The organism is Leclercia sp. CFBP8987, from assembly GCF_034044995.2.
Taxonomy (GTDB): Bacteria; Pseudomonadota; Gammaproteobacteria; order Enterobacterales; family Enterobacteriaceae; genus Enterobacter; species Enterobacter tamurae.
The window spans coordinates 2,627,750-2,647,943 of record NZ_CM188255.1 but is presented as its reverse complement, the minus strand read 5'-3'; the positions used below and the strand labels follow the sequence as shown (position 1 = coordinate 2,647,943).

Here is a 20,194-nt window from a genome sequence, read left to right as displayed (position 1 = left end):
GTAATGAGCTGGGAGCGTCAGAAATCAACAATATCGACTAAGCCTGAAGAACCTTCATTTATCCTGTGGATGATGCTTGGGGTTTTCGCGCTGGTCGGTTGTGTACTGCTGTTTGTCCTGCATGCCAATAAACTGGCCGGGCCACTTCAAACATTTAATATTTGGGTTGTCACCGCATGCCCTGCAGTTGTCTGGTTTTTGTTTTTGTGTCTGCGTGGCTGGCTCTATAACAATGTTTTTGACAGACACGAATTTGAAACTAATGAGGCAGAGTATGCGCAACAACAGTGGATGGAGTGGTCTGGACGCAATATCGCAGTATTACATAGTGGTGTAATGCTGCCTGTAAATCTGACGCCTCAACATTTTATAGTTGCCCCGCCAGCGCTGGAGCAGAGCACTTCTCTGACCCAACGAATTTGTCTGCAAGATCATGAGACATATTTTTCAGTTCTGTTGACCGGGTTAAGTCATGTACTGGCAAATTTGCCTTTAGATTTAGTACCCGCTGTCACGCTACTGACAGATTCTCACGGTGACATACTGGTATTGCAGAATGCATTTGTTCAGGCCTGGCAGACAGCCATTCTGGATCGCCCTGTTCCACAGTTGACGATACTTACGTCAAAGACCTTCCTCTCACTGGATGAGCGAATTAAATCACCGACGCTGAATGTGGATTTAATCCTTATTCACCAGACACAGGGACGGGACGCGTACAGTGATGCACTCGCAACCCTGTTGTTGACCTCCGATGATGTCGCCACAAAATATAATCTTTCGCTTAATACCCGCCTGTTGCGTCCAATGGCTCTTGATATGGCGATTTCAGAAAAATCGCTGGATACATTTTTCTCGACACAAAATCAGGCGTGTGCCACCGCCAGTATTGTCGGCGACAGAGTGGAATGGGGTAATACATTTTCTGATTTGCTCACAGCGGCACAAGATTATGGCGGTCACTGGAAACCTGAACAACTCCACTGGCTTGAGAAATATGCCGGGCTCAGTGGCCCCTTTTCGCCATGGATAATGGCCGCAGTAACCAGCGATATCGTGAATATACAAAAAGCAGACTGTCTGATGCTTTCTACAGATGGTGAGCAGAAATTTATATGTACAGTGCAAACAGGGAACAGAAACGATGACAACGGGTGATTCAGCATGGCGTGGAGGCTGGGGAAGACTGGGTTTCTCCGCGCTTTTGGTAGGGGGGATTACCTGGGGTATCTGGCACTTCGGTGACCAGATGGGGTTGCATACCCCATTACTAAAAGGGCTGGTCATTGCCGGTGCCCTGATTTTATTGATGATGCTGCGCCATGGCAAAACCATCACGCTCGCAATTAAACAGGGCTGGCATCGCTTTCAGGCTAAGCGAAAGAATGTCCTGCCTGCCGATGAAGGCCGCGTCAAGCAGACCGCGCCCCGCAATGTCACTGCTGACACCATCCGTGAGGCCATGCGTAACCTCTACGGTCGGCGTTGGGGCCGCAAAACACGCATCCTGCTGGTCACTGGCACCGCCTCTGAAGTGGAGCAACTGACTCCGGGTCTTACAGCTCAGCTCTGGCAGGAAGACCGCGGCACGCTGTTGCTGTGGGGCGGTGACCTCAATATCCCAGCCGACAGTGCCTGGCTGACCGCGCTGCGTAAGCTGCGCCGTCGTCCGGTGGATGGCATGGTATGGGTCACCTCGGCCTTTGACCAGCTCTCAGCACCAGGGCTGGAGCAGCCGCTGCCGGTACCGTCTGAAAGCATCATGGATTCCCTGTGTCATGCCATCAGCGCCCGTATGGATGCGCTTGGCTGGCAGATCCCGCTGTATGTCTGGTCCCTGCACCCGCGAGCCGCTAAGCCGGAAGGACGGGTTGTACAGGCGACCGGCTGTCTGTTGCCTACCGGTTGTCGCACCGAAGGGCTGGCAGAGCAACTCTCCGCCCTGACGCCAGATCTGACCTCACTGGGCCTGCAGCAGACCTGCGGTGAAGTGAAACATAACTTCTTACTGACGCTTGCCGACCAGCTCATTCGTGAGCCGGAAAGCGTGACCGCACCGCTGTCGGTGATGCTCAATCCGTACCGCCCGCTGCCGCTGGCCGGTGTAGTGTTCAGTCAGCCATCTACCGGTGCTGAACGTGCTGTGATGCATCACTGGGGCATGGATAAGCGCTGGGATATTCTGCCTGAATCTGTCCGGATGCTTCCTGCTGGACTGCGTCCGCGCAAACCGGGCATTCCATGGCGTAAAGTGTTTGCATCGGTTGTCGCCCTGGCGATGGTGGGCTGGGCTGCGTGGATGGGCATCGCGTATGTCACCAACCGCAGCCAGATAGATGGCGCTAATGTACAGGCCTCGACGGCTGCTCGACAGAATCAGCCCCTGGAGCAGCGTTTGCATGCCCTGTCGGAACTGCAGAAAACCCTGGCCCGCCTGCAGTACCGCTCACAACACGGCGTACCCTGGTATGAGCGTGCCGGGCTAAGTCAGAATGATGCGCTACTGGCCGCACTCTGGCCGCGTTATCAGGACAGCGCGCAGCCCCTGTTGCGCGATGCCGCAGCCCGCCATTTGCAGGCGCAACTGAATGCCTTTAATGCCCTGCCACCAGGCAACCCGCTGCGTGAGCAGAGGGCTAAAACCAGCTATGACCAGTTGAAACTTTACCTGATGCTGGCCCGTCCGGAGCACATGGACGCCGCCTGGTTCAGCACGGCGCTGCTGAAAGACTGGCCAAAGCGTGAAGGCGTGAAAGACGGTGTCTGGCAGGGCATGGCCCCGTCACTGCTGTCGTTCTGGGGCGCGCAGCTGGCAACGCATCCGGAGTGGAAGCTCCGTGCCGATGAGAGCATGGTCAGTCAGGCCCGCTCTCTGCTGGTTCGCCTGATGGGGATGCGTAACAGTGAATCGACCCTGTATCAGAAGATGCTCGCTCAGGTTGCTCATCTGTATGTCGATATGCGTCTGGAAGACATGACCGGCGACACCGATGCCTCCCGCCTGTTCAGTACCACCGAAATCATACCGGGGATGTTCACCCGCCTGGCCTGGGAGCAGGCCGTGCAGCCCGCCATCGAGAAAGTGGTGAAAGCGCGCCGGGACGAGCTTGACTGGGTACTTACTGACAGTAAACATCAGGTGAGTAAACAGGATGAAACCTCGCCGGAAGCGCTGAAAAAGCGTCTGATGGAACGTTACTTTGCGGACTTCGGCGGCGCATGGCTTGAGTTCCTCAACAGCCTGCGCTGGAACCAGGCCACTACGCTGTCGGACTCCATTGACCAGCTGACCCTGATGGCCGACGTACGTCAGTCACCTCTGGTGGCACTGATGAACACCCTGAACGTGCAAGGCCGCACCGGGCAAACAGGTGAGGCGATTTCAGATTCCCTGGTGAAATCGGCGAAGAATCTGCTCGGGGGTGGTAACAAGGATGCCATTGACCAGAGTGCCGGCGTTCACGGTCCGCTGGATGCAACCTTTGGTCCGGTCCTGGCGCTGATGGACAAAAACCGCACGGGAGCGCAGGAGCAAAGTCTGCAGTCATACCTGACCCGTGTGACACAGGTGCGTCTGCGTCTGCAGCAGGTGACCAATGCTGCCGACCCGCAGGCAATGACCCAGACCATCGCCCAGACCGTATTCCAGGGGAAAGCCGTTGATCTGACCGAAACCCGGGACTATGGCAGCCTGATTGCCGCCGGACTGGGCCAGGAGTGGAGCGGCTTTGGCCGCACGGTGTTTGTGAACCCGATGGAGCAGGCCTGGCAGCAGGTGCTGACCCCGGCGGCCGACAGCCTCAATGCCCAGTGGCAGCAGGCGGTGGTGGCTGAGTGGAACAGTGCCTTTGGTGGACGCTATCCGTTTAACAACTCCAGCAGTGATGTTTCCCTGCCTCTGCTGGCCAAATACCTTAACGGGGATTCCGGGCGTATCGCCCAGTTCCTGCAGACCCGCCTCAAAGGTGTGCTGCACAAAGAGGGTAACCACTGGGTACCGGACAGTATCAACTCGCAGGGGCTGGCGTTTAACCCGGCGTTCCTCAATGCCATCAACACGCTAAGTCATATCTCGGATGTCGCCTTCACCGAAGGCAGTGCCGGCATGAACTTCGAGCTGCGTCCGGGGACCGCCGATGGCGTGATGCAGACCGACATGATTATCGACAGCCAGAAGCTGACCTACGTGAACCAGTTACCTGCATGGAAGCGCTTCTCGTGGCCTGCGGATACGGAGGCTCCTGGTGCGAACCTGAGCTGGATCAGCACCCAGGCCGGAACCCGTCAGTACGCCGATATTCCTGGCGCCTGGGGCTGGATCCGCCTGCTCGATAAAGCCGCGGTCAGTGCTTACCCGGGTGTGGGCAGCAGCTACAGCCTGAGCTGGAAAGCCGAGGACGGCCGCATGCTTAATTACACTCTACGTACCGAAGCGGGAGAGGGGCCGCTGGCACTGCTGAAGCTGCGTAATTTCCGTCTGCCGGAAACCATCTTCAGCACTACCGGAGTTGCACCGTCAGACCAGGTTGCCAGTGCGAACAGTGATGCAGAGGAGGTCTACTGATGAGCACGCTCAATACCTTACTCAGTGCCTGCCAGACAGAACAGGAACCATTACTTGTAGCAACCCGTGAGCGTGTGGCGCAGTGGGACAGATGGCTTCAGCCGCTGTCCGGGCAATCGCCCGCTGGCGAAGACCCGGTCTATGACGATGACTTCCAGCAGATGCGCGAAGAGGTCAACAAACTTTCCGGTGCAGATACAGAACTCATCTGCCGGCTGGCAGAGAAGCTGCTAACTACCACCGCCAAAGATATCCGTGTTGCCACCTACTACTGCTGGGCGAAGCTGCATCGCGAAGGTGAGCAGGGCCTGGCCGAAGGACTCGAACTGCTGTGCGGCTTGCTGGAGCGCTTTGGTACTCAACTGCACCCGCAGCGTGACCGCAGTCGTAAGGCGGCGCTGGAATGGCTGGCGGGTTCGCGTATGACGGATTCGCTCTCACTGTACCCGGAAGTGGTCAGGGAAGAGGCGACGCGCACCACAGGCGCGCTGCTGCTGATAGCACAGCTGACCGAAAATGAGCCGGAAGAAACCCATCCGGAACTTAACGCGTTGTATGGCGCGCTTGAAATTCGTCTGCAGAAAGCGGGGGGCGTGGATGCGGTGGTACCGCAGAACGCCAGAACCAGCGAACCCCCTTCGTTTGCCAGTCACGACGATGCCCCGCCTATCGGGCGGATCACCTCTGGTCAGGATTTGCTGGCTCAGGCCCGCACACTCACCGAATATTTGCGTGAGCAGCCGGATGGCTGGATGTCAGCACACCATCTGATGAAAAGCCTGCGTCACGACACCCTACGGGCAATCCCGGCTCCGGATGCTCAGGGTCGCACGCGCATCGAGCCACCAAGGGCGGATCAGCGCGCGTTACTCAAACGCCTCTACCTGCAGCAGAACTGGGCTGAGATGCTGGAAGCGGCCGACAGCACCTTCTCCCGCGGTGCCAATCACCTGTGGTTGGATCTGCAGTGGTATATCCATCAGGCGCTGACGAAGTCCGGCCAGGAAACGCTGGCTGACATTATTGCCGCTGACCTGAAAGGGCTGCTGTCTCGCCTGTCCGGGCTGGAGACGCTGGCGTTCAGTGACGGTACCCCGTTTGCGGACGAAGTGACGTTGAACTGGATCCAGCAGAGCGTTCTGGACAGCGTCGGTGGTTGGGGCAATGACACCTCATCTGCCCCGGTCACCGCCGATAACGATGGCATTCTGGCGCTGGAGCCGGAAGCCATGGCGCTGGCGGACAGTGAAGGAGCGGATGCCGCGCTGGGCTGGTTACAGGCCCGGCCGGGTATAACCACCGATCGTCAGAAGTGGCTGTTGCGTCTGCTGATGGGCCGCATTGCTGAGCAGTACGGTAAAAATGAGTTGGCGGTGCATCTGTTTGCAGAGCTGGGCGAGCGGGCCGATGAGCTCACTCTTACGAACTGGGAGCCTGAGCTGCTGTTTGAGGTTCAGGCCCGCCACCTGAAACTGCTGAGAATTAAAGCGGGTCGAACAGAATCGGATAAAGCTCGCCTGCACACTGAAATGGAAAGCCTGCTTGCCGGGTTAATTGCTATCGATCCTGCCCGCGCTGCAGTCCTGTGTGGGTAATGCAAAAAATGACTTCCGGAAATGATACCAGTGATATTAATGATTTTAGGAATATAAATTTTCATGAAAATAACTAAATCTGCAGCATGCATTGTCATGGTGCTATTTCTGTCCGGGTGTACTGCAATTTTGTGGGGTGGAAATAAAGTTTCAGGTAGTCATCGGGTAAATGTTATGAAAATGCAGGATAATGTCACCGATATTTTTCAGTATGAAAATATCTCCGCTTCTGTTGTTCAGGATAAGACCAATATACCTCTAATTATTCCTTCGAAAGGAATTGCATTTTTAGGTGAAAAAAATGTCTATATTCTGACAAGAGGAGCTGATGAGTTACTGTCTTTAAACAAATTAACAGACAAAATCCCACTGATTGCAGGTAAAGAAGAAAATACGCTCAAGCTTCAGTTGGCTCGTCCTGTAAAAAGGGATGCTGTCGTTCGTTTTAAGGATTCGTTACGTGTCTGGGTTAATAAAAGTGCAGGTGAGCTTTCAGAATACGATATAGGTGTCATTAAGCATTCAGGCTTCCAGAGCACGAAGGGGGGGTACTGGAAAGACGTGAATATTGAGGGCATGGTTCTTTCGAGGGAAAGTCTCAATTATACATTTACCAATACCGCATCACTGGGGCGAAAGTATAAAGTTGAATTTTACGCGACTGACAATGAAACCGATTTTTATCCGAAGAATCTTGCTACTAACATTGTGCTCACACCTGTGGTACTTGCTGCAGATATCCTATTTTTCCCTGTCTCCCTCACGTTTCTGCGCTTAATCATCGGGCAACAACACTAGGGCTAACTCCTGCAGGAACTCATATGAAAGATCAGACCCTGCGCTATTTCGATGCAGAAATGCGCTACCTCCGTGAAGCGGCCAAAGAATTTGCTCTGACCCACCCGGACCGGGCCGCGATGCTGGATCTGGATAAGGCCGGCACACCCGATCCGTATGTAGAGCGCTTGCTTGAAGGCTTTGCTTTCTCAATGGGGCGACTGCGCGAAAAGATTGATGACGACCTGCCGGAACTGACCGAAGGGCTGGTCAGTATGCTCTGGCCACACTACCTGCGTACCATTCCGTCACTCTCAGTGGTGGCGTTCACACCTGCGCTTCAGGCCGTGAAGATGGCGGAAGTGATGCCCGCGGGTCTGGAAGTGTACTCCCGCCCGGTGGGGTCAAAGAACACGGTCTGCCGCTACCGCACCACCCGCGATGTGATGCTCAACCCATTGAACATCTCAGGGGTGACCATGACCACTGAGCCCGACGGGCGCTCGTTACTGCGGATGCGCTTTGCCTGCAGCCCCCAGGCGGACTGGTCACATGCGGACCTCAGTCACCTGAGTCTTTATCTCGGCGCGGATGCGCCCGTCAGCAGTCAACTGCATCTGATATTGACCAAACGGCAGGCTGCTTTGTATATGCGTCTGCCCGGGCAGATCGACCGTATTCGCCTCGACGGATACTTCTCGCCGGGGGGATTTGCGGAGGAAGACGGGCTGTGGCCAAAAGGTGATACCGCGTTCAGTGGTTACCAGCTGCTGCTGGAGTATTTCACCTTCCGCGACAAGTTTATGTTTGTCCACCTCAACGGCCTGGACGGCATTACGCCACCTGCCGGAGCAGAGTACTTCGACATTGAAGTCGTGTTCAGTACGCCGTGGCCATCAGACCTGCCGGTCACCGATGACGCGGTTCGTCTGCACTGTGTGCCGGTGATTAACCTGTTCACGCTGGAAGCTGACCCGCTCACCATCACCGGCCTTGAAAGTGAGTACCTGCTGCGCCCTAAGCGTCTGCAGGACGGGCATACTGAAATTTATGCGGTGGATTCGGTTACTGGCTCAAACCGCACCAGTGATGCGGAATACGTGCCGTTCAGCAGCTTCCGCCACAAAGGAGGGATGATGCGTCTTCATGCACCCCCGCGTTATTACCACACCCGTGTTAAGCGTGGCGTCACCGGTCTGTATGACACATGGCTTATCCTCGGCGGGCACCAGTGGGAAGATGACCGTTTGTTTGAGCGTGAGGCCGTGTCGCTGCAAATCACCGGCACCAACGGTCAGTTACCGCGTCGGGCATTGCAGAGCACGCTGCTCGATCGCTGTGAGCAGGTGGTGCAGACGCCGCTGACGGTAAGAAACCTCTGCAAGCCGACGCTGCCGGTTTATCCGCCTGCCGAAGACCGTTTCCACTGGCGGGTGCTGAGCCACCTCGGCTCCGGATTCCTGAACATGATGAGCACCGCCGAAGTGCTACGCGGCACGCTGGCGCTCTATAACTGGCAGGAAGATGAACTGAACACCCGCCGTCTGGAGGCGATTCAACATGTGGCACATCATCGCCTGCAGCGATTCGAACAGGGATTCCTTCTGCGCGGCCTGGATATTGAGGTGACCCTCGATAGCAACGGCTTCATCGGTGAGGGCGATATTCACCTCTTTGGTGAAATGCTCAACCGGTTCTTTGCACTCTATGCCGATATGAATCAGTTCAATCAGCTTACCCTCATCGTACAGCCAGAAGGAAAATGCATCCGGTGGAAAGAGAACCACAGTCCACGTCTGCCCGGCTGATAGCGCCGCTGGGGGACCGGCTGCCATATATCAACTTTTACCGCTTCTGCCAGTTGCTGGAGCAGAGCCAGCCGGACAAACCGGTTACGGGCAGTACCTGGAAGGTACGTTATGAGCCAGTACGTTTTCGGCCACATCCGGGCATGGGCTTTCCGGCATCTGAAATCAAAGGGATTGAGCAGCCTGAGCATTCGCACTTGCCGCCGACGGTACGCATCACCTTTATGGGGCTCTACGGCGCGGAGTCCCCGCTGCCGACGCACTATATCGATGACATTACCCAGCGACGGGAAGGGTATGAGGCCACCGCGGATTTCCTCGATATCTTCAACCACCGGCTGATTGCCCAGTACTACCGTATCTGGCGTAAATACTCATACCCGGCGAGCTTCGAAGCTGGCGGTAAGGACAATATCTCGCAGTACCTGCTGGGGCTGGCCGGGCTCGGTATTAACGGCTGCACGGACAGTATCGCGACTCCAGCTTCGCGCTTTCTGGCACTGCTGCCGGTCATGTTGCTGCCCGGACGTACCGCAGAAGGTATGGCCTCGCTGGTGCGTCTGCTGGCACCCGGCACGCAGGCGAAAATATGGCACCATGACAAACGCCGTGTGCCGCTGAAGAAGCCTCTGACCATGAGCGTCAATCAGCCCGTCACCCTGACAACCCGTCCGGTGATGGGCAGCTATGCCACCGACGTTAACAGCCAGGTGCTGATGCGCCTGACTACCTCTGACCCGGCTGAAGTGCAGGGCTGGTTACCGGGCGGGGAGCTTCACATGGACCTGATGGCGCTGCTGCAGGTGTATCTTGGGTCTCGCCTGGATGTCCGCCTGCAGTTGTGTGTCGACCGTAGCCTGCTGCCGGACGCGACAATGAGCGCTAAACCCAACGCCGGAGCAGTGCAACTGGGCCGCACCGCCGTGATGCGGCCGCTGAATGCAGCGAACACCGTCACGCACTCCAAAACTATAACCATCAATCTTGGCCGCTATGAACGGGTACAGGAAAATATTCACCGCAGGGAGACCGATGAAGATGGCGATTACCGCTGGTAAATTTCCTCTGGCTGCGCTGGCCGTCGGTATCACACTGATACTGGCTGGCTGTGGGCTGACTCAAAAAGTAACAGATGGCACTGTTGCTGTGACCAAATCGATTTTTTATAAGCAGATAAAGACCCTGCATTTGGATATTCGCGCCCGCGAGGCCGTCAACAGCAATGCTGGCGGGGTGGCGTTGTCCACCGTGGTGCGTATTTATCAGCTTAAAGACCGGAAAACATTCGACACGACGGACTACCCGTCACTGTTTAAGGCTGACAGCCAAGCCATTAAAGCAGACCTGGTGGCAGAGAAAGATATCCGCCTGCAGCCGGGCGGGGCGGTCACGGTCGATATGCCAATGGATGAAAATGCGCAGTACGTGGCGGTGGCCGGGATGTTTATGTCCCCGGACCAGGCGAACAACACCTGGCGGGTGGTGCTGAGCCGCGATGACCTTGATCCGGATAAGGCACGCGTCATCGAAGCGGGCAACAACCGGCTGACCCAGCAGGCGCTGAAAAATGAGTGAGTCACTCCGTCCGTCCCTGTATGAAATTCTGTACGGCAATTTCGCCGGCGGTCTTGATCTGCACAGCGTCAGCGAGGAAAACCAGGTCATCCTGTCAGTACTGGATAATATGCAGCGCATCCTCAACTGCCGCGCCGGTACGCTGGCGCATCTGCCTGACTATGGCCTGCCAGATATGACCAAAATCCTGCAGGGAATGCCGGGTTCGGCGCATCAGCTGATCACCACGCTGTCGGCGGTACTTTTGAAGTACGAGCCGCGCCTGAGCAGAATTACGGTGGTTATGCTTGATCAGACCCAGCCCGGCGAACTGCGCTACGCCATTGACGCGGAACTCAAAGGCATCGGCCTTGTGCGTTACGGCACCGAATTTATGCCCGAAGGCCGGGTGCTTATTCGCCATCTGAAACAGCAGCAGTATCTGGATGCCCGCTCCGCAATATAGTCTTTACTCTGGCTGAACCCTCATGATAACTCTCTCTGAGCGCCACCTTAAAACCGGTGGCGACCCGCGCACGCTTGCGGATTTTGCTGCTTTGCGTAATGAAATGAACAAACTGACTCATCCGGCGCGTCCGGATGTGAACTGGCAGCAGGCAGAAAACCTCTGCCTGGCGCTGTTTGAACACAACGGTGTAGACCTTCAAACCGCCGCCTGGTACACCCTCGCTCGCGCACACCTGGCCGGGCTGTCTGGTCTGAACGATGGGCTGGGGACTCTGGTGGCGCTTATCACCCGACAATGGAGCAATCTGTGGCCGCAACCGGTGCCTGCCCGGATGGATATTCTCGGCACGCTCAGCAAACGGCTCAGGCAGGTTCTGCGCTCCCACTCCCCGGCATATGACGACATCAGCCAACTGAATCAGGCGGAAGAATACCTGCACGTGCTGGACGTGGAATTACAGCGTCTGGAATTAACGCCGGTCAGCCAGCTCGACATCCTGCGGACCCATATCCATAACGCGGCGGCACGGCTGGAAAACAGAGAACCCAGTTGTGATAAGGCGCTTATTGCGCCGGTTGAATCGTCGCACCCTGTCAGCGACACGCCCGGTGAGGTAACAGAGTGCGTTGAAAGTACGTATGTACCTGATCCTGAACCGCTTCCGGAATACCTGTCCCCCGCGCAACCCTGGAAGCCTTTTGCCGCTGGTATGGCGACCATGCTGGTGCTGGCTGGAACCCTGGCATGGGGATGGGAGATGCTGCGCCAGCCTGACCCTGTCCAGGAACAGATTGCCACAACGCTTTCTAACGATCGGCGACAGCCGCCTCAGTCACCTGAGGCTGTTATTCGCCAGACACAGCAGTTATTGCAGTTAAAGCCGGACTGGGCTCTTAGCTATGGCGATAGCCTCGTGCAGCAGGTACTTATGCAGTGGCCGGAGCAGGGCAAAGGCCTGGCGCAGCAGTGGCAACAGCAGAAGGCGGCTATTGCCCTGGCACCGGAAAACCTGACCGGCTGGCATCAGGGAATGACGCAGCTTGAGCAGCTGGCGAACCGGCTTAACGCCCTGGATCAGCAGAAAGGTAAATACATGACGGTCAGCGAACTGAAATCGGCGGTGTTCGCCATCATGCAGTCGCTGAATCGCACCGTGCCGGTAGAGGAGCAGTTGCGTCAGCTCTCTGAGCTCCCCGCAGAGCAGGACAGTAACGCCGTCCGGCAACGCCAGGTGGAACAGCATCTGCAACAGCTAATTGCCTCCTGGGCTGCGCTGAAATCAATCCAGACTGAATAAAGCCGAAAAGATGACAAGGACGACAACGTGTCAGCCAGAGAACGTTTTTTTAAAAAAGTGCAGGACAAAAACAACAGAGTTACGTCGGGCAAAAAATCCGCTGACGCAGAGGTCAGGGCATTCTGCTCCCGAATGGATGAACTTGCGCAGCAAATAAGCCAGTGGTTTGCGGGTTCCGGAATTGAGGTGACATTTTCCACCAGACACCTCCATGACCTGAGCGCGGTGGGCTACAGCCTGAACAGCGGAATATATCGGTATGACATCACCGCGATCCAGTTACAGAACGGTGATCGTAGCGTCCGACTTCTTCCGGAGCAGCTCTGGAATGGCTCCGAAACGGGCATTGTGATCCTGCATGTCGATGCGCCCGATATCAGGCAGGTCTTTTATCTGAGCATGGCGCCAGAGACCGGATGGTTTATTCGGCGTCAATATCAGAGCGCCAGAGATAACGTCATTATGACGGAAGCGCTGTTTTTTGAGGCTGTTGACAGGCTGGCGTGAAGCCCGAGCCTGTCAACTCTCTGGCGGGCCTACTTCTGCAACAGTTCAGCAAATTTCGCCAGCCACTGCGGATGCGCAGGCCAGGCGGGGGCGGTCACCAGATTATCATCGACATACGCCTCATCGATACCGATGTCGGCATAGTACCCGCCGCTGAGTCGGACTTCTGGCGCGCAGGCTGGATAGGCGCTGCAGGTGCGTCCCTTCAGAACATCAGCGGCAGCCAGTAATTGAGCGCCATGGCACACGGCGGCAATCGGTTTACGCGCCTGGTCAAAGGCCTGAACCAGTTTAATGACCTGCTCGTTCAGCCGTAGATATTCCGGCGCCCGTCCGCCCGGAATTAACAGGGCGTCATAATCCTCTTCTTTCACATCAGCGAAATTGGCGTTGAGAATAAAGCGATGGCCTGGCTTCTCGCTGTAGGTCTGGGCGCCGTCAAAATCATGGATCGCCGTCATGATAAAGTCACCTTTGGCTTTGTCAGGACAGACCGCATCAACCTGATGGCCAATCATCTGTAGTGCCTGAAACGGCACCATCGTTTCGTAATCTTCAGCGTAATCCCCGACCAGCATCAAAATCTTCTTGCTCATCTTAACCACTCCTCAAGGAATATATTGAAAGACAGATGGCGACATCACGCCGCCAGCACTTTATTACGACCATCATTCTTGGCGCGATACAGCGCATCGTCCACGCGCTTAAACAGATCGTCAATACTCTCATCCGGGTTATGCCGCGCCACCCCAATGCTGACGGTAAAGCGGGGCAGGCCGGGAATGGAAATGCGGGCGATCGCCGCACGCAGGGTTTCAGCGATCTGCATTGCCGCGTCCAGCGACGTGCGGGGCAGCAGCAGCACAAACTCCTCGCCACCCCAGCGGAAAACGTAATCATCCTTCCGACAACAGCTTTCCAGCATCCGCGAGAGGGCAATCAACACCTCATCCCCTTTTTGATGCCCAAACACATCATTAATGCGTTTAAAGTGGTCCGTGTCCACCAGCAGCAGGCTGAACTCCTGCTGGGCCGGAAGATGATTCGGTGAGGCCTGATCGGTAAGGTGATAAAACTGGCGGCGATTAAGCAGCCCGGTTAACGAATCGCGTAGCGCGGCGTGTTCCAGCTCCTGCTCGAGCCGTTTTTGCTCGGTAATATCGTGAATGATGCACAACATCAGTTTATCGCCGTAGATCTCAATCGGGCCGGCATAGGTCTGTACATGTCGGGTGGAGCCGTCAGCCAGGCGATGGACAAAGTTGAGCGGCTTATGGCCGCCGGGCAGGCGTGAGATCTCCGTCATCACCGGCATGATATTGCGCCCGAGGGTATTGATCTCCCAGGTGTGCTTGCTGCACATCTCCTCATGGGTGTAGCCATAAAAATTGAGAGCCGCGAGATTGGCATCAACCAGCTGACCGTCCCGGGCGGGATCGATTAACAGCATTGGCGCACTGTTGGTCTGGAAAAAGCGGGCGTAGAACCCCTGTTTTTTGCGTTGATAGGTGCCAGAGCTGGTGGCCTTGAGGCCCGTGACCGGCTGTCGGGCAATGCCCTCAAAAATAATCACCTCACCACAGCTGTCAAACACGGCCAGCGAGAGTCGGCAACTGAGGCTGGTCTGCTGGTTATTGACCAGCACGCTCCAGATCTCGATGATCTCTTGCTGGGTTTTTAAATCGGGCACATACATCGCAAGCGTTGCCTGGGCATGTGCCGAGCAGACCCCTTTGCGCAGGCTGTCAAGCGTCGCATCCTGCATAATCTTTTTTGCGGCCGTATTGGCGAACAGGAGATCCTCCGTAACCGGGGATACCACCCATACGGGCGTTTTAAGCATATCCAGTGCAGCAAACCCTGTAGGCGACATAGCTCAGTCTCATTTATCGGCACATCAAATGTCTGAGAACCACGGCGGAGCGGAACGCGTGGGCTTCTTTGAAACATACTCTACTTCATACGCTCAGGCAGGATTTTTTTGTGATATTCGTATGAAATTCGTATTAATTTTACCAACAGGAATAGTTTTATTCTCAACGGGTCGGCAGCATTGATTGATTGAATTAATTTTTCTGTCTGCCCGAAGGAAAGGTAGTGCTGTTTTATGCGAAAATGTGTTTAGTATCGGATTGAGGTTAAGAAAACATTAGGGCTTTTTTCAAAAAAATCATAAAAACATATTCGACACAAAATAGTTTAAGCCCGGCTAACGAATACAGCCTTAAAGCGTGCGTGCGGCTTAAGTGTATAATTAATCAGGGCCACTACTTTTCAAGGCGTTAAGCATGCAATCTTCTTTTTGTCAGATGTTAATGCATGGGAGTCCTGCTCAAACAGGTTTTATCTCCTCCTTAAGGTAAATTCCAGAACCTTTAAGATTAATAAATTGTCTCTACGAAATGAGGGTGAAAAATTAAAATCAGAATGCTATATATTCCCTATCATATGAAAATACCGCTGCGGGATATATTATGCTCAGAAACATTAGCGTAAGAACCTTTATTCTTTCTTATCTATTAGTTGTGCTTCTGTTAATTGATGGAATGGTCATTCTTTTAGCACCGCAAACATCTTTGTTAATTGCACTTAATGTTTTATTCGTCGTCGCGTTCGTGCTCCTGCGGGTTTACATGACCCAATACCTGGTCGTGCCCATCAATACGGTTAAGAGAAGCATAGAAGAGGTGGTCTCCGGCAATCTGGGTGTCACGATCCCGGAATTTGGTGATAACTGCGCGGGGCGATTGATCCCGGGCATCAACACACTGTCGAGCAACATCGCCACGCTGGTGCGCGAGATCCGTTCTTCCTCTGCGACCGCAATGAGTCTATCTGAACAACTGGCCGCTCGCAGTTCAGCCCTGGCGGCGAAAACAGAGCTGCAGTCCGCATCGCTGATCCAGACCTCTGCCAGTATGGAACAGATGGCCGCCACCACTAAAAACACTGCCGATAACACCCGCCTTGCTAACGAGAAGGCCAACGTGGCGACCCGACAGGCGCAGAAAGGCGGGGAGCTAATGGGGCAGGTCGCCACCAACATGAACTCCATCACCGAATGCGCTCAGCAGATGACCGAGATCATCACCATGATCGACGGTATCGCCTTCCAGACCAATATACTGGCGCTCAATGCGGCGGTCGAAGCGGCCCGCGCCGGTGACCATGGCAAAGGCTTCTCCGTCGTGGCCGGGGAAGTGCGTAGCCTGGCGCATCGCAGTGCCGAGGCGGCAAAAAGCATCAAATCCCTGATCGCCGTTACCAGCAGCAACGTCAACCAGGGGGCGATGGTCGTCGCTGAAGCCGAGAAGAACATGCAGGAGATCGTCAGCGGCTCCGGGCAGGTCAGCAAACTGATGGATGAGATCTCCACTTCAACCTATGAACAGGAGAAGGGCATCGCGCAGATCACTCAGGCGTTAACCGATCTGGAAAACGTCACCCAGAGTAATGTGGGGATGGTGGAGGAGCTGTCCGGCTCCTCGGCGGTGCTGAAAAATCAGGTAGTTGAGCTGCAGGCCCGCACGCGAAACTTCCATCTGGAACCGGCATCACTATACGATGGGCAGTTCAAACCCGCGCGAGCCTGATATCACAACAGATATAAGAGCCTGGTTCGCCAGGCTTTTTTGTACGCTAGGTTCCATTCAGGAATAGTCTCTTTTATGAATAAATTCAGCGCGATGGCGAGGGAAATGGTTGCTTAACCTGCCGGGGTGGCTAGACTGACAGCAAAGAACAGCTACTGGCGGAGGCGCTGTGGAAGGCTTAAAAGGATCGGAAGTTAACGTTCCTGACGCAGTTTTTGCGTGGATACTCGACGGTAAAGGCGGGGCAAGACCGCTCACCAACAATGACGTTATCGATCAGCAACATCCCTGCTGGCTGCACCTGAACTATACCCAGCCGGAGAGCGCTCACTGGCTGGCCTCAACCCCGTTATTGCCCAATAACGTCCGCGACGCGCTGGCCGGAGAAAGCCTGCGCCCGCGCGTGACCCGCATGGGCGAGGGGACGCTCATTACTCTGCGCTGTATTAATGGTAGCACCGATGAGCGGCCGGATCAGCTGGTGGCGATGCGCGTTTATATGGATGAGCGGCTGATTGTCTCCACCCGCCAGCGAAAAGTGCTGGCGCTGGACGATGTCGTCGGGGATTTAAAAGAGGGCACCGGTCCGGGCGATTGCGGTGGCTGGCTGGTGGATGTCTGCGACGCGCTCACCGATCATGCCAGCGAGTTTATTGAAGAGCTGCACGACAAAATTATCGATCTGGAGGATAACCTGATCGATCAGGTCATTCCCCCTCGCGGCTTCCTCGCGCTGCTGCGCAAACAGCTGATCGTCATGCGCCGCTACATGGCCCCGCAGCGCGATGTTTATGCCCGGCTGGCGAGTGAACGTCTTCCCTGGATGAATGACGATCAGCGCCGCAGAATGCAGGATATTGCCGACCGGCTCGGGCGCGGCCTCGATGAAATTGACGCCTGTATTGCCCGTACCGCGATACTGACCGACGAAATCGCCCAGGTTATGCAGGAGTCGCTCTCCCGCCGAACCTACACCATGTCGCTGATGGCGATGGTCTTTCTGCCCAGCACCTTCTTAACCGGGCTATTTGGTGTCAATCTCGGGGGGATCCCCGGCGGGGAATTCCGCTTTGGCTTCTCACTGTTTTGCATCATGTTAGTGGTTTTAATAGGTGGTGTTGCATGGTGGTTACATCGCAGTAAATGGTTGTAAATTTGCACAATTTTGTCGTTCTGGCAGGTCTGAAACACCATTTTAATTGAGCGAGGTCAATAAACCCTTTACCCATAAGGTGCAATATCTCTTCCGCAGGTGAATGCAACGTCAAGCGATGGGCGTTGCGCTCCATATTGTCTTACTTCCTTTTTTGAATTACTGCATAGCAAAATTGATTCGTACGACGCCGACTTAAATAAGTCGGCTTTTTTTTGCCTGCAACCCAGCAGCGACTACCCTAAAAGAGTCATCCCGCTCTTCTGGAGGGTAATATGAGCATGCTTTTAACACTGCTGCTGCAACAGACGCGGCAATCGGACCCGGTCCCCACCGATCCGGTGCCTGTTCCCGAACCGATCCCACGCCCACAGCCGATGCCGGATCCGCCACCGGATGAAGTGCCCATTAAAATGTCGCATCAGAGGCGGAGATCTGCGAGGATACGCGCCTGCTGACTGTGTGTCTTTTACCGCGAGAATAACTGTGACTGCTTTTTCAACGCTGAACGTACTGCCTGCCGCCCAACTCGATAACCTTAACGAGTTGGGTTACCTGACGATGACCCCTGTACAAGCTGCCGCCCTGCCAGCGATCCTGGAAGGACGCGATGTCCGCGTACAGGCGAAAACCGGCAGTGGCAAAACGGCAACGTTTGGCCTCGGGCTGTTACAGCATATCGACGCCACCCTTTATAAGACCCAGTCTCTGGTGCTTTGCCCGACGCGCGAGCTGGCGGATCAGGTCGCGGCTGAGTTACGTCGTCTGGCGCGTTTTCTGCCCAACACCAAAATTTTAACCCTCTGCGGTGGTCAGCCGTTCGGCGCCCAGCGCGACTCGTTGCTGCATGCGCCGCACATCATCGTCGCCACGCCGGGGCGTTTGCTCGATCACCTGCAAAAGGGCACCGTCTCCCTCGACGCGCTGCAGACGCTGGTGCTGGACGAAGCTGACCGGATGCTGGATATGGGCTTTAGCGAGGCCATCGACGAGGTGACCCGTTTCGCACCGCCGTCGCGTCAGACCATGCTGTTCTCTGCCACCTGGCCAGAGGCGATTGCCGCCATCAGCGGCCGCGTGCAGCAAAACCCGATCGCCATCGAAATCGACACCGTCGACGCGCTGCCGGCAATTGAACAGCAGTTCTTCGATACCACCCAACGAGGCAAAATTCCGCTGCTGCAAAAGCTGCTCAGCGTGCATCAGCCAGCCTCCTGCGTGGTGTTCTGCAACACCAAAAAAGATTGTCAGGCGGTGTGCGATGCCCTGACCGAGGCCGGGCAGAGCGCGCTTTCCCTGCATGGTGACCTGGAGCAGCGCGATCGCGATCAGACCCTGGTGCGTTTTGCCAACGGTAGCGCCCGCGTGCTGGTGGCGACCGACGTGGCCGCCCGCGGTCTGGACATCAAATCCCTCGAGCTGGTGGTGAACTACGAGCTGGCGTGGGATCCGGAAGTTCACGTTCACCGTATCGGCCGTACTGCCCGGGCCGGTAACAGCGGTCTGGCGATCAGCTTCTGCGCCCCGGAAGAGGCGCAGCGCGCCAATATCCTGGCGGAAATGCTGCAAATTAAGCTCAACTGGGTCGATGCTCCGGCCAACGTCAGCGTTGTGCCGCTGGTTGCCGGGATGGCGACGCTCTGTATCGACGGCGGTAAAAAAGCCAAAATGCGTCCGGGTGATGTGCTGGGCGCGCTGACGGGTGATATTGGGCTGGATGGTGCTGATATCGGCAAAATCGCGGTACATCCGGCGCACGTGTATGTGGCGGTGCGTCAGTCAGTGGCACAAAAAGCGTGGAAACAGCTGCAAAACGGCAAGATTAAAGGTAAAACCTGCAAGGTTCGTCTGCTGAAATAAGCGGGCGGGAGAGCGTCTCAGCGCGATCGCTGAGACGCTTAACGATTACTTCACTTCAATAACGTTCAGACGCATCTCGTCCAGCTGAGTGTCATCTTCTTCCGGCTGCCAGCCCGCTGGCTGCATCGGGATCTCTTCGCGATCGAATGCCAGATCGCCACCGTTCACCACTTCTGAACCGTGCTTAATCCCTTTGAAATCAAACAGGTTGATATCGCTCAGGTGCGAAGGCACCACGTTCTGCATCGCGCTGAACATGGTCTCGATGCGGCCCGGATAACGTTTGTCCCAGTCGCGCAGCATATCGCCAATCACCTGACGCTGCAGGTTTGGCTGGGAGCCACACAGGTTGCACGGAATGATCGGGAAGGCTTTCGCCTCGGAAAAACGCTCGATGTCCTTCTCGCGGCAGTAGGCAAGGGGACGGATCACAATGTGCTTCCCGTCATCGCTCATCAGCTTCGGTGGCATGCCTTTCATTTTGCCGCCGTAGAACATGTTCAGGAACAGCGTCTGTAAGATGTCATCCCGGTGGTGACCGAGAGCAATTTTGGTCGCGCCCAGCTCGGTAGCCGTGCGATACAGAATGCCACGACGCAGGCGGGAGCAGAGCGAGCAGGTGGTTTTGCCTTCTGGGATCTTCTCTTTGACGATGCCGTAGGTGTTCTCTTCGACAATTTTGTACTCAACGCCCAACTGCTCCAGATATTCCGGCAGGATATGTTCCGGGAATCCTGGCTGCTTCTGATCCAGGTTGACGGCAATTAATGAGAAATTGACCGGTGCGCTTTGCTGAAGATTGCGCAGGATTTCGAGCAGGGTGTAACTGTCTTTGCCGCCAGACAGGCAGACCATGATGCGGTCGCCTTCTTCAATCATGTTGTAATCCGCAATGGCTTCGCCGACGTTACGGCGCAGACGCTTTTGCAGTTTGTTGAGGTTGTACTGGTCTTTCTTGGTAATTTCTTGATTTTGCGACATTTAATAGTGGCTCAATTCGTTTGTGGCTAAAGCCGC

Annotated in this window: 17 protein-coding genes; 14 read left to right on the top strand and 3 right to left on the bottom strand. The window is 55.6% G+C overall.

Annotated features, from left to right (window positions below; all coding sequences use genetic code 11):
* Positions 1–3: 3 nt before the first annotated feature.
* The 10 genes from SOM40_RS12665 (at position 4) to SOM40_RS12620 (ending at position 12,571) form a co-directional block, all read left to right on the top strand.
* A complete protein-coding gene (locus SOM40_RS12665; protein ID WP_320530077.1) occupies positions 4–1,158 on the top strand; it encodes a KPHS_23130 family T6SS system protein in 1,155 nt (384 codons plus the stop codon).
* A complete protein-coding gene (locus tag SOM40_RS12660; RefSeq protein WP_320530076.1) occupies positions 1,145–4,564 on the top strand; it encodes an ImcF-related family protein in 3,420 nt (1,139 codons plus the stop codon). Before SOM40_RS12665 ends, SOM40_RS12660 begins: the two co-directional genes overlap by 14 nt.
* Positions 4,564–6,159, top strand: a complete 1,596-nt coding sequence (tssA, locus tag SOM40_RS12655; protein WP_320530075.1) for a type VI secretion system protein TssA — start codon at positions 4,564–4,566, stop codon at positions 6,157–6,159. Before SOM40_RS12660 ends, tssA begins: the two co-directional genes overlap by 1 nt.
* Before the next feature lie 63 nt (positions 6,160–6,222).
* On the top strand, positions 6,223–6,957 hold the full coding sequence (locus tag SOM40_RS12650; RefSeq protein WP_320530074.1) for a YidX family protein: 735 nt from the start codon (positions 6,223–6,225) through the stop codon (positions 6,955–6,957).
* A gap of 23 nt (positions 6,958–6,980) precedes the next feature.
* Positions 6,981–8,744, top strand: coding sequence for a type VI secretion system baseplate subunit TssF (gene tssF, locus SOM40_RS12645; RefSeq protein WP_320530073.1), 1,764 nt, complete (start codon positions 6,981–6,983; stop codon positions 8,742–8,744).
* A complete protein-coding gene (gene tssG, locus SOM40_RS12640; RefSeq protein ID WP_320530072.1) occupies positions 8,699–9,802 on the top strand; it encodes a type VI secretion system baseplate subunit TssG in 1,104 nt (367 codons plus the stop codon). Before tssF ends, tssG begins: the two co-directional genes overlap by 46 nt.
* A complete protein-coding gene (gene tssJ, locus SOM40_RS12635) occupies positions 9,783–10,319 on the top strand; it encodes a type VI secretion system lipoprotein TssJ (protein ID WP_320530266.1) in 537 nt (178 codons plus the stop codon). Before tssG ends, tssJ begins: the two co-directional genes overlap by 20 nt.
* Positions 10,312–10,764 (top strand): type VI secretion system baseplate subunit TssE, encoded by a 453-nt coding sequence (tssE, locus tag SOM40_RS12630; RefSeq protein WP_320530071.1) that lies wholly within the window; start codon positions 10,312–10,314, stop codon positions 10,762–10,764. The genes tssJ and tssE overlap by 8 nt, the downstream gene beginning before the upstream one ends.
* Positions 10,765–10,786: 22 nt before the next feature.
* A complete protein-coding gene (locus tag SOM40_RS12625) occupies positions 10,787–12,064 on the top strand; it encodes a VasL domain-containing protein (RefSeq protein ID WP_320530070.1) in 1,278 nt (425 codons plus the stop codon).
* A 27-nt stretch (positions 12,065–12,091) separates the two neighbouring features.
* The gene (locus tag SOM40_RS12620; RefSeq protein ID WP_261645371.1) at positions 12,092–12,571 is read left to right on the top strand and encodes a hypothetical protein; all 480 of its coding nucleotides are present in this window, start codon (positions 12,092–12,094) and stop codon (positions 12,569–12,571) included.
* 29 nt (positions 12,572–12,600) lie between these two features.
* On the opposite strand, the gene SOM40_RS12615 is transcribed toward SOM40_RS12620, so the two are convergent.
* Both SOM40_RS12615 and SOM40_RS12610 read right to left on the bottom strand, forming a co-directional pair.
* Entirely contained in the window at positions 12,601–13,167 is a 567-nt protein-coding gene (locus tag SOM40_RS12615) for a DJ-1/PfpI family protein (RefSeq protein WP_166182634.1), read from the bottom strand.
* A 44-nt stretch (positions 13,168–13,211) separates the two neighbouring features.
* Positions 13,212–14,444, bottom strand: a complete 1,233-nt coding sequence (locus SOM40_RS12610; protein WP_261645370.1) for a diguanylate cyclase domain-containing protein — start codon at positions 14,442–14,444, stop codon at positions 13,212–13,214.
* 601 nt (positions 14,445–15,045) lie between these two features.
* On the opposite strand from SOM40_RS12610, the gene SOM40_RS12605 reads away from it, so the two are divergent.
* The 4 genes from SOM40_RS12605 (at position 15,046) to dbpA (ending at position 19,177) form a co-directional block, all read left to right on the top strand.
* Positions 15,046–16,164 carry a methyl-accepting chemotaxis protein gene (locus SOM40_RS12605; protein WP_261645369.1) on the top strand — a complete coding sequence of 373 codons (1,119 nt, stop codon included), beginning with the start codon at positions 15,046–15,048 and terminating at the stop codon, positions 16,162–16,164.
* 169 nt (positions 16,165–16,333) lie between these two features.
* On the top strand, positions 16,334–17,317 hold the full coding sequence (gene zntB, locus SOM40_RS12600; protein WP_106993091.1) for a zinc transporter ZntB: 984 nt from the start codon (positions 16,334–16,336) through the stop codon (positions 17,315–17,317).
* A gap of 281 nt (positions 17,318–17,598) precedes the next feature.
* Positions 17,599–17,775 (top strand): proline-rich small protein YnaL, encoded by a 177-nt coding sequence (ynaL, locus tag SOM40_RS12595; protein ID WP_269468323.1) that lies wholly within the window; start codon positions 17,599–17,601, stop codon positions 17,773–17,775.
* Positions 17,776–17,803: 28 nt separating this feature from the next.
* Positions 17,804–19,177 carry an ATP-dependent RNA helicase DbpA gene (gene dbpA, locus SOM40_RS12590; RefSeq protein WP_106993088.1) on the top strand — a complete coding sequence of 458 codons (1,374 nt, stop codon included), beginning with the start codon at positions 17,804–17,806 and terminating at the stop codon, positions 19,175–19,177.
* A 45-nt stretch (positions 19,178–19,222) separates the two neighbouring features.
* Here dbpA and ttcA read toward each other — a convergent pair whose 3' ends face one another.
* A complete protein-coding gene (gene ttcA / locus SOM40_RS12585) occupies positions 19,223–20,158 on the bottom strand; it encodes a tRNA 2-thiocytidine(32) synthetase TtcA (protein WP_106993087.1) in 936 nt (311 codons plus the stop codon).
* Positions 20,159–20,194: the final 36 nt, after the last annotated feature.

Excerpts from the sequence above, each read along its gene's own strand:
- SOM40_RS12665 (WP_320530077.1), top strand. The coding sequence starts at position 4 with ATGAGCTGGGAGCGTCAGAAATCAACAATATCGACTAAGCCTGAAGAA.
- SOM40_RS12610 (WP_261645370.1), bottom strand. The coding sequence starts at position 14,444 with ATGTCGCCTACAGGGTTTGCTGCACTGGATATGCTTAAAACGCCCGTA.
- tssA (WP_320530075.1), top strand. The coding sequence starts at position 4,564 with ATGAGCACGCTCAATACCTTACTCAGTGCCTGCCAGACAGAACAGGAA.
- SOM40_RS12605 (WP_261645369.1), top strand. The coding sequence starts at position 15,046 with ATGCTCAGAAACATTAGCGTAAGAACCTTTATTCTTTCTTATCTATTA.
- tssJ (WP_320530266.1), top strand. The coding sequence starts at position 9,783 with ATGGCGATTACCGCTGGTAAATTTCCTCTGGCTGCGCTGGCCGTCGGT.
- SOM40_RS12625 (WP_320530070.1), top strand. The coding sequence starts at position 10,787 with ATGATAACTCTCTCTGAGCGCCACCTTAAAACCGGTGGCGACCCGCGC.
- SOM40_RS12660 (WP_320530076.1), top strand. The coding sequence starts at position 1,145 with ATGACAACGGGTGATTCAGCATGGCGTGGAGGCTGGGGAAGACTGGGT.
- SOM40_RS12615 (WP_166182634.1), bottom strand. The coding sequence starts at position 13,167 with ATGAGCAAGAAGATTTTGATGCTGGTCGGGGATTACGCTGAAGATTAC.
- tssG (WP_320530072.1), top strand. The coding sequence starts at position 8,699 with ATGCATCCGGTGGAAAGAGAACCACAGTCCACGTCTGCCCGGCTGATA.
- tssE (WP_320530071.1), top strand. The coding sequence starts at position 10,312 with ATGAGTGAGTCACTCCGTCCGTCCCTGTATGAAATTCTGTACGGCAAT.
- ttcA (WP_106993087.1), bottom strand. The coding sequence starts at position 20,158 with ATGTCGCAAAATCAAGAAATTACCAAGAAAGACCAGTACAACCTCAAC.
- SOM40_RS12650 (WP_320530074.1), top strand. The coding sequence starts at position 6,223 with ATGAAAATAACTAAATCTGCAGCATGCATTGTCATGGTGCTATTTCTG.
- tssF (WP_320530073.1), top strand. The coding sequence starts at position 6,981 with ATGAAAGATCAGACCCTGCGCTATTTCGATGCAGAAATGCGCTACCTC.
- ynaL (WP_269468323.1), top strand. The coding sequence starts at position 17,599 with ATGCTTTTAACACTGCTGCTGCAACAGACGCGGCAATCGGACCCGGTC.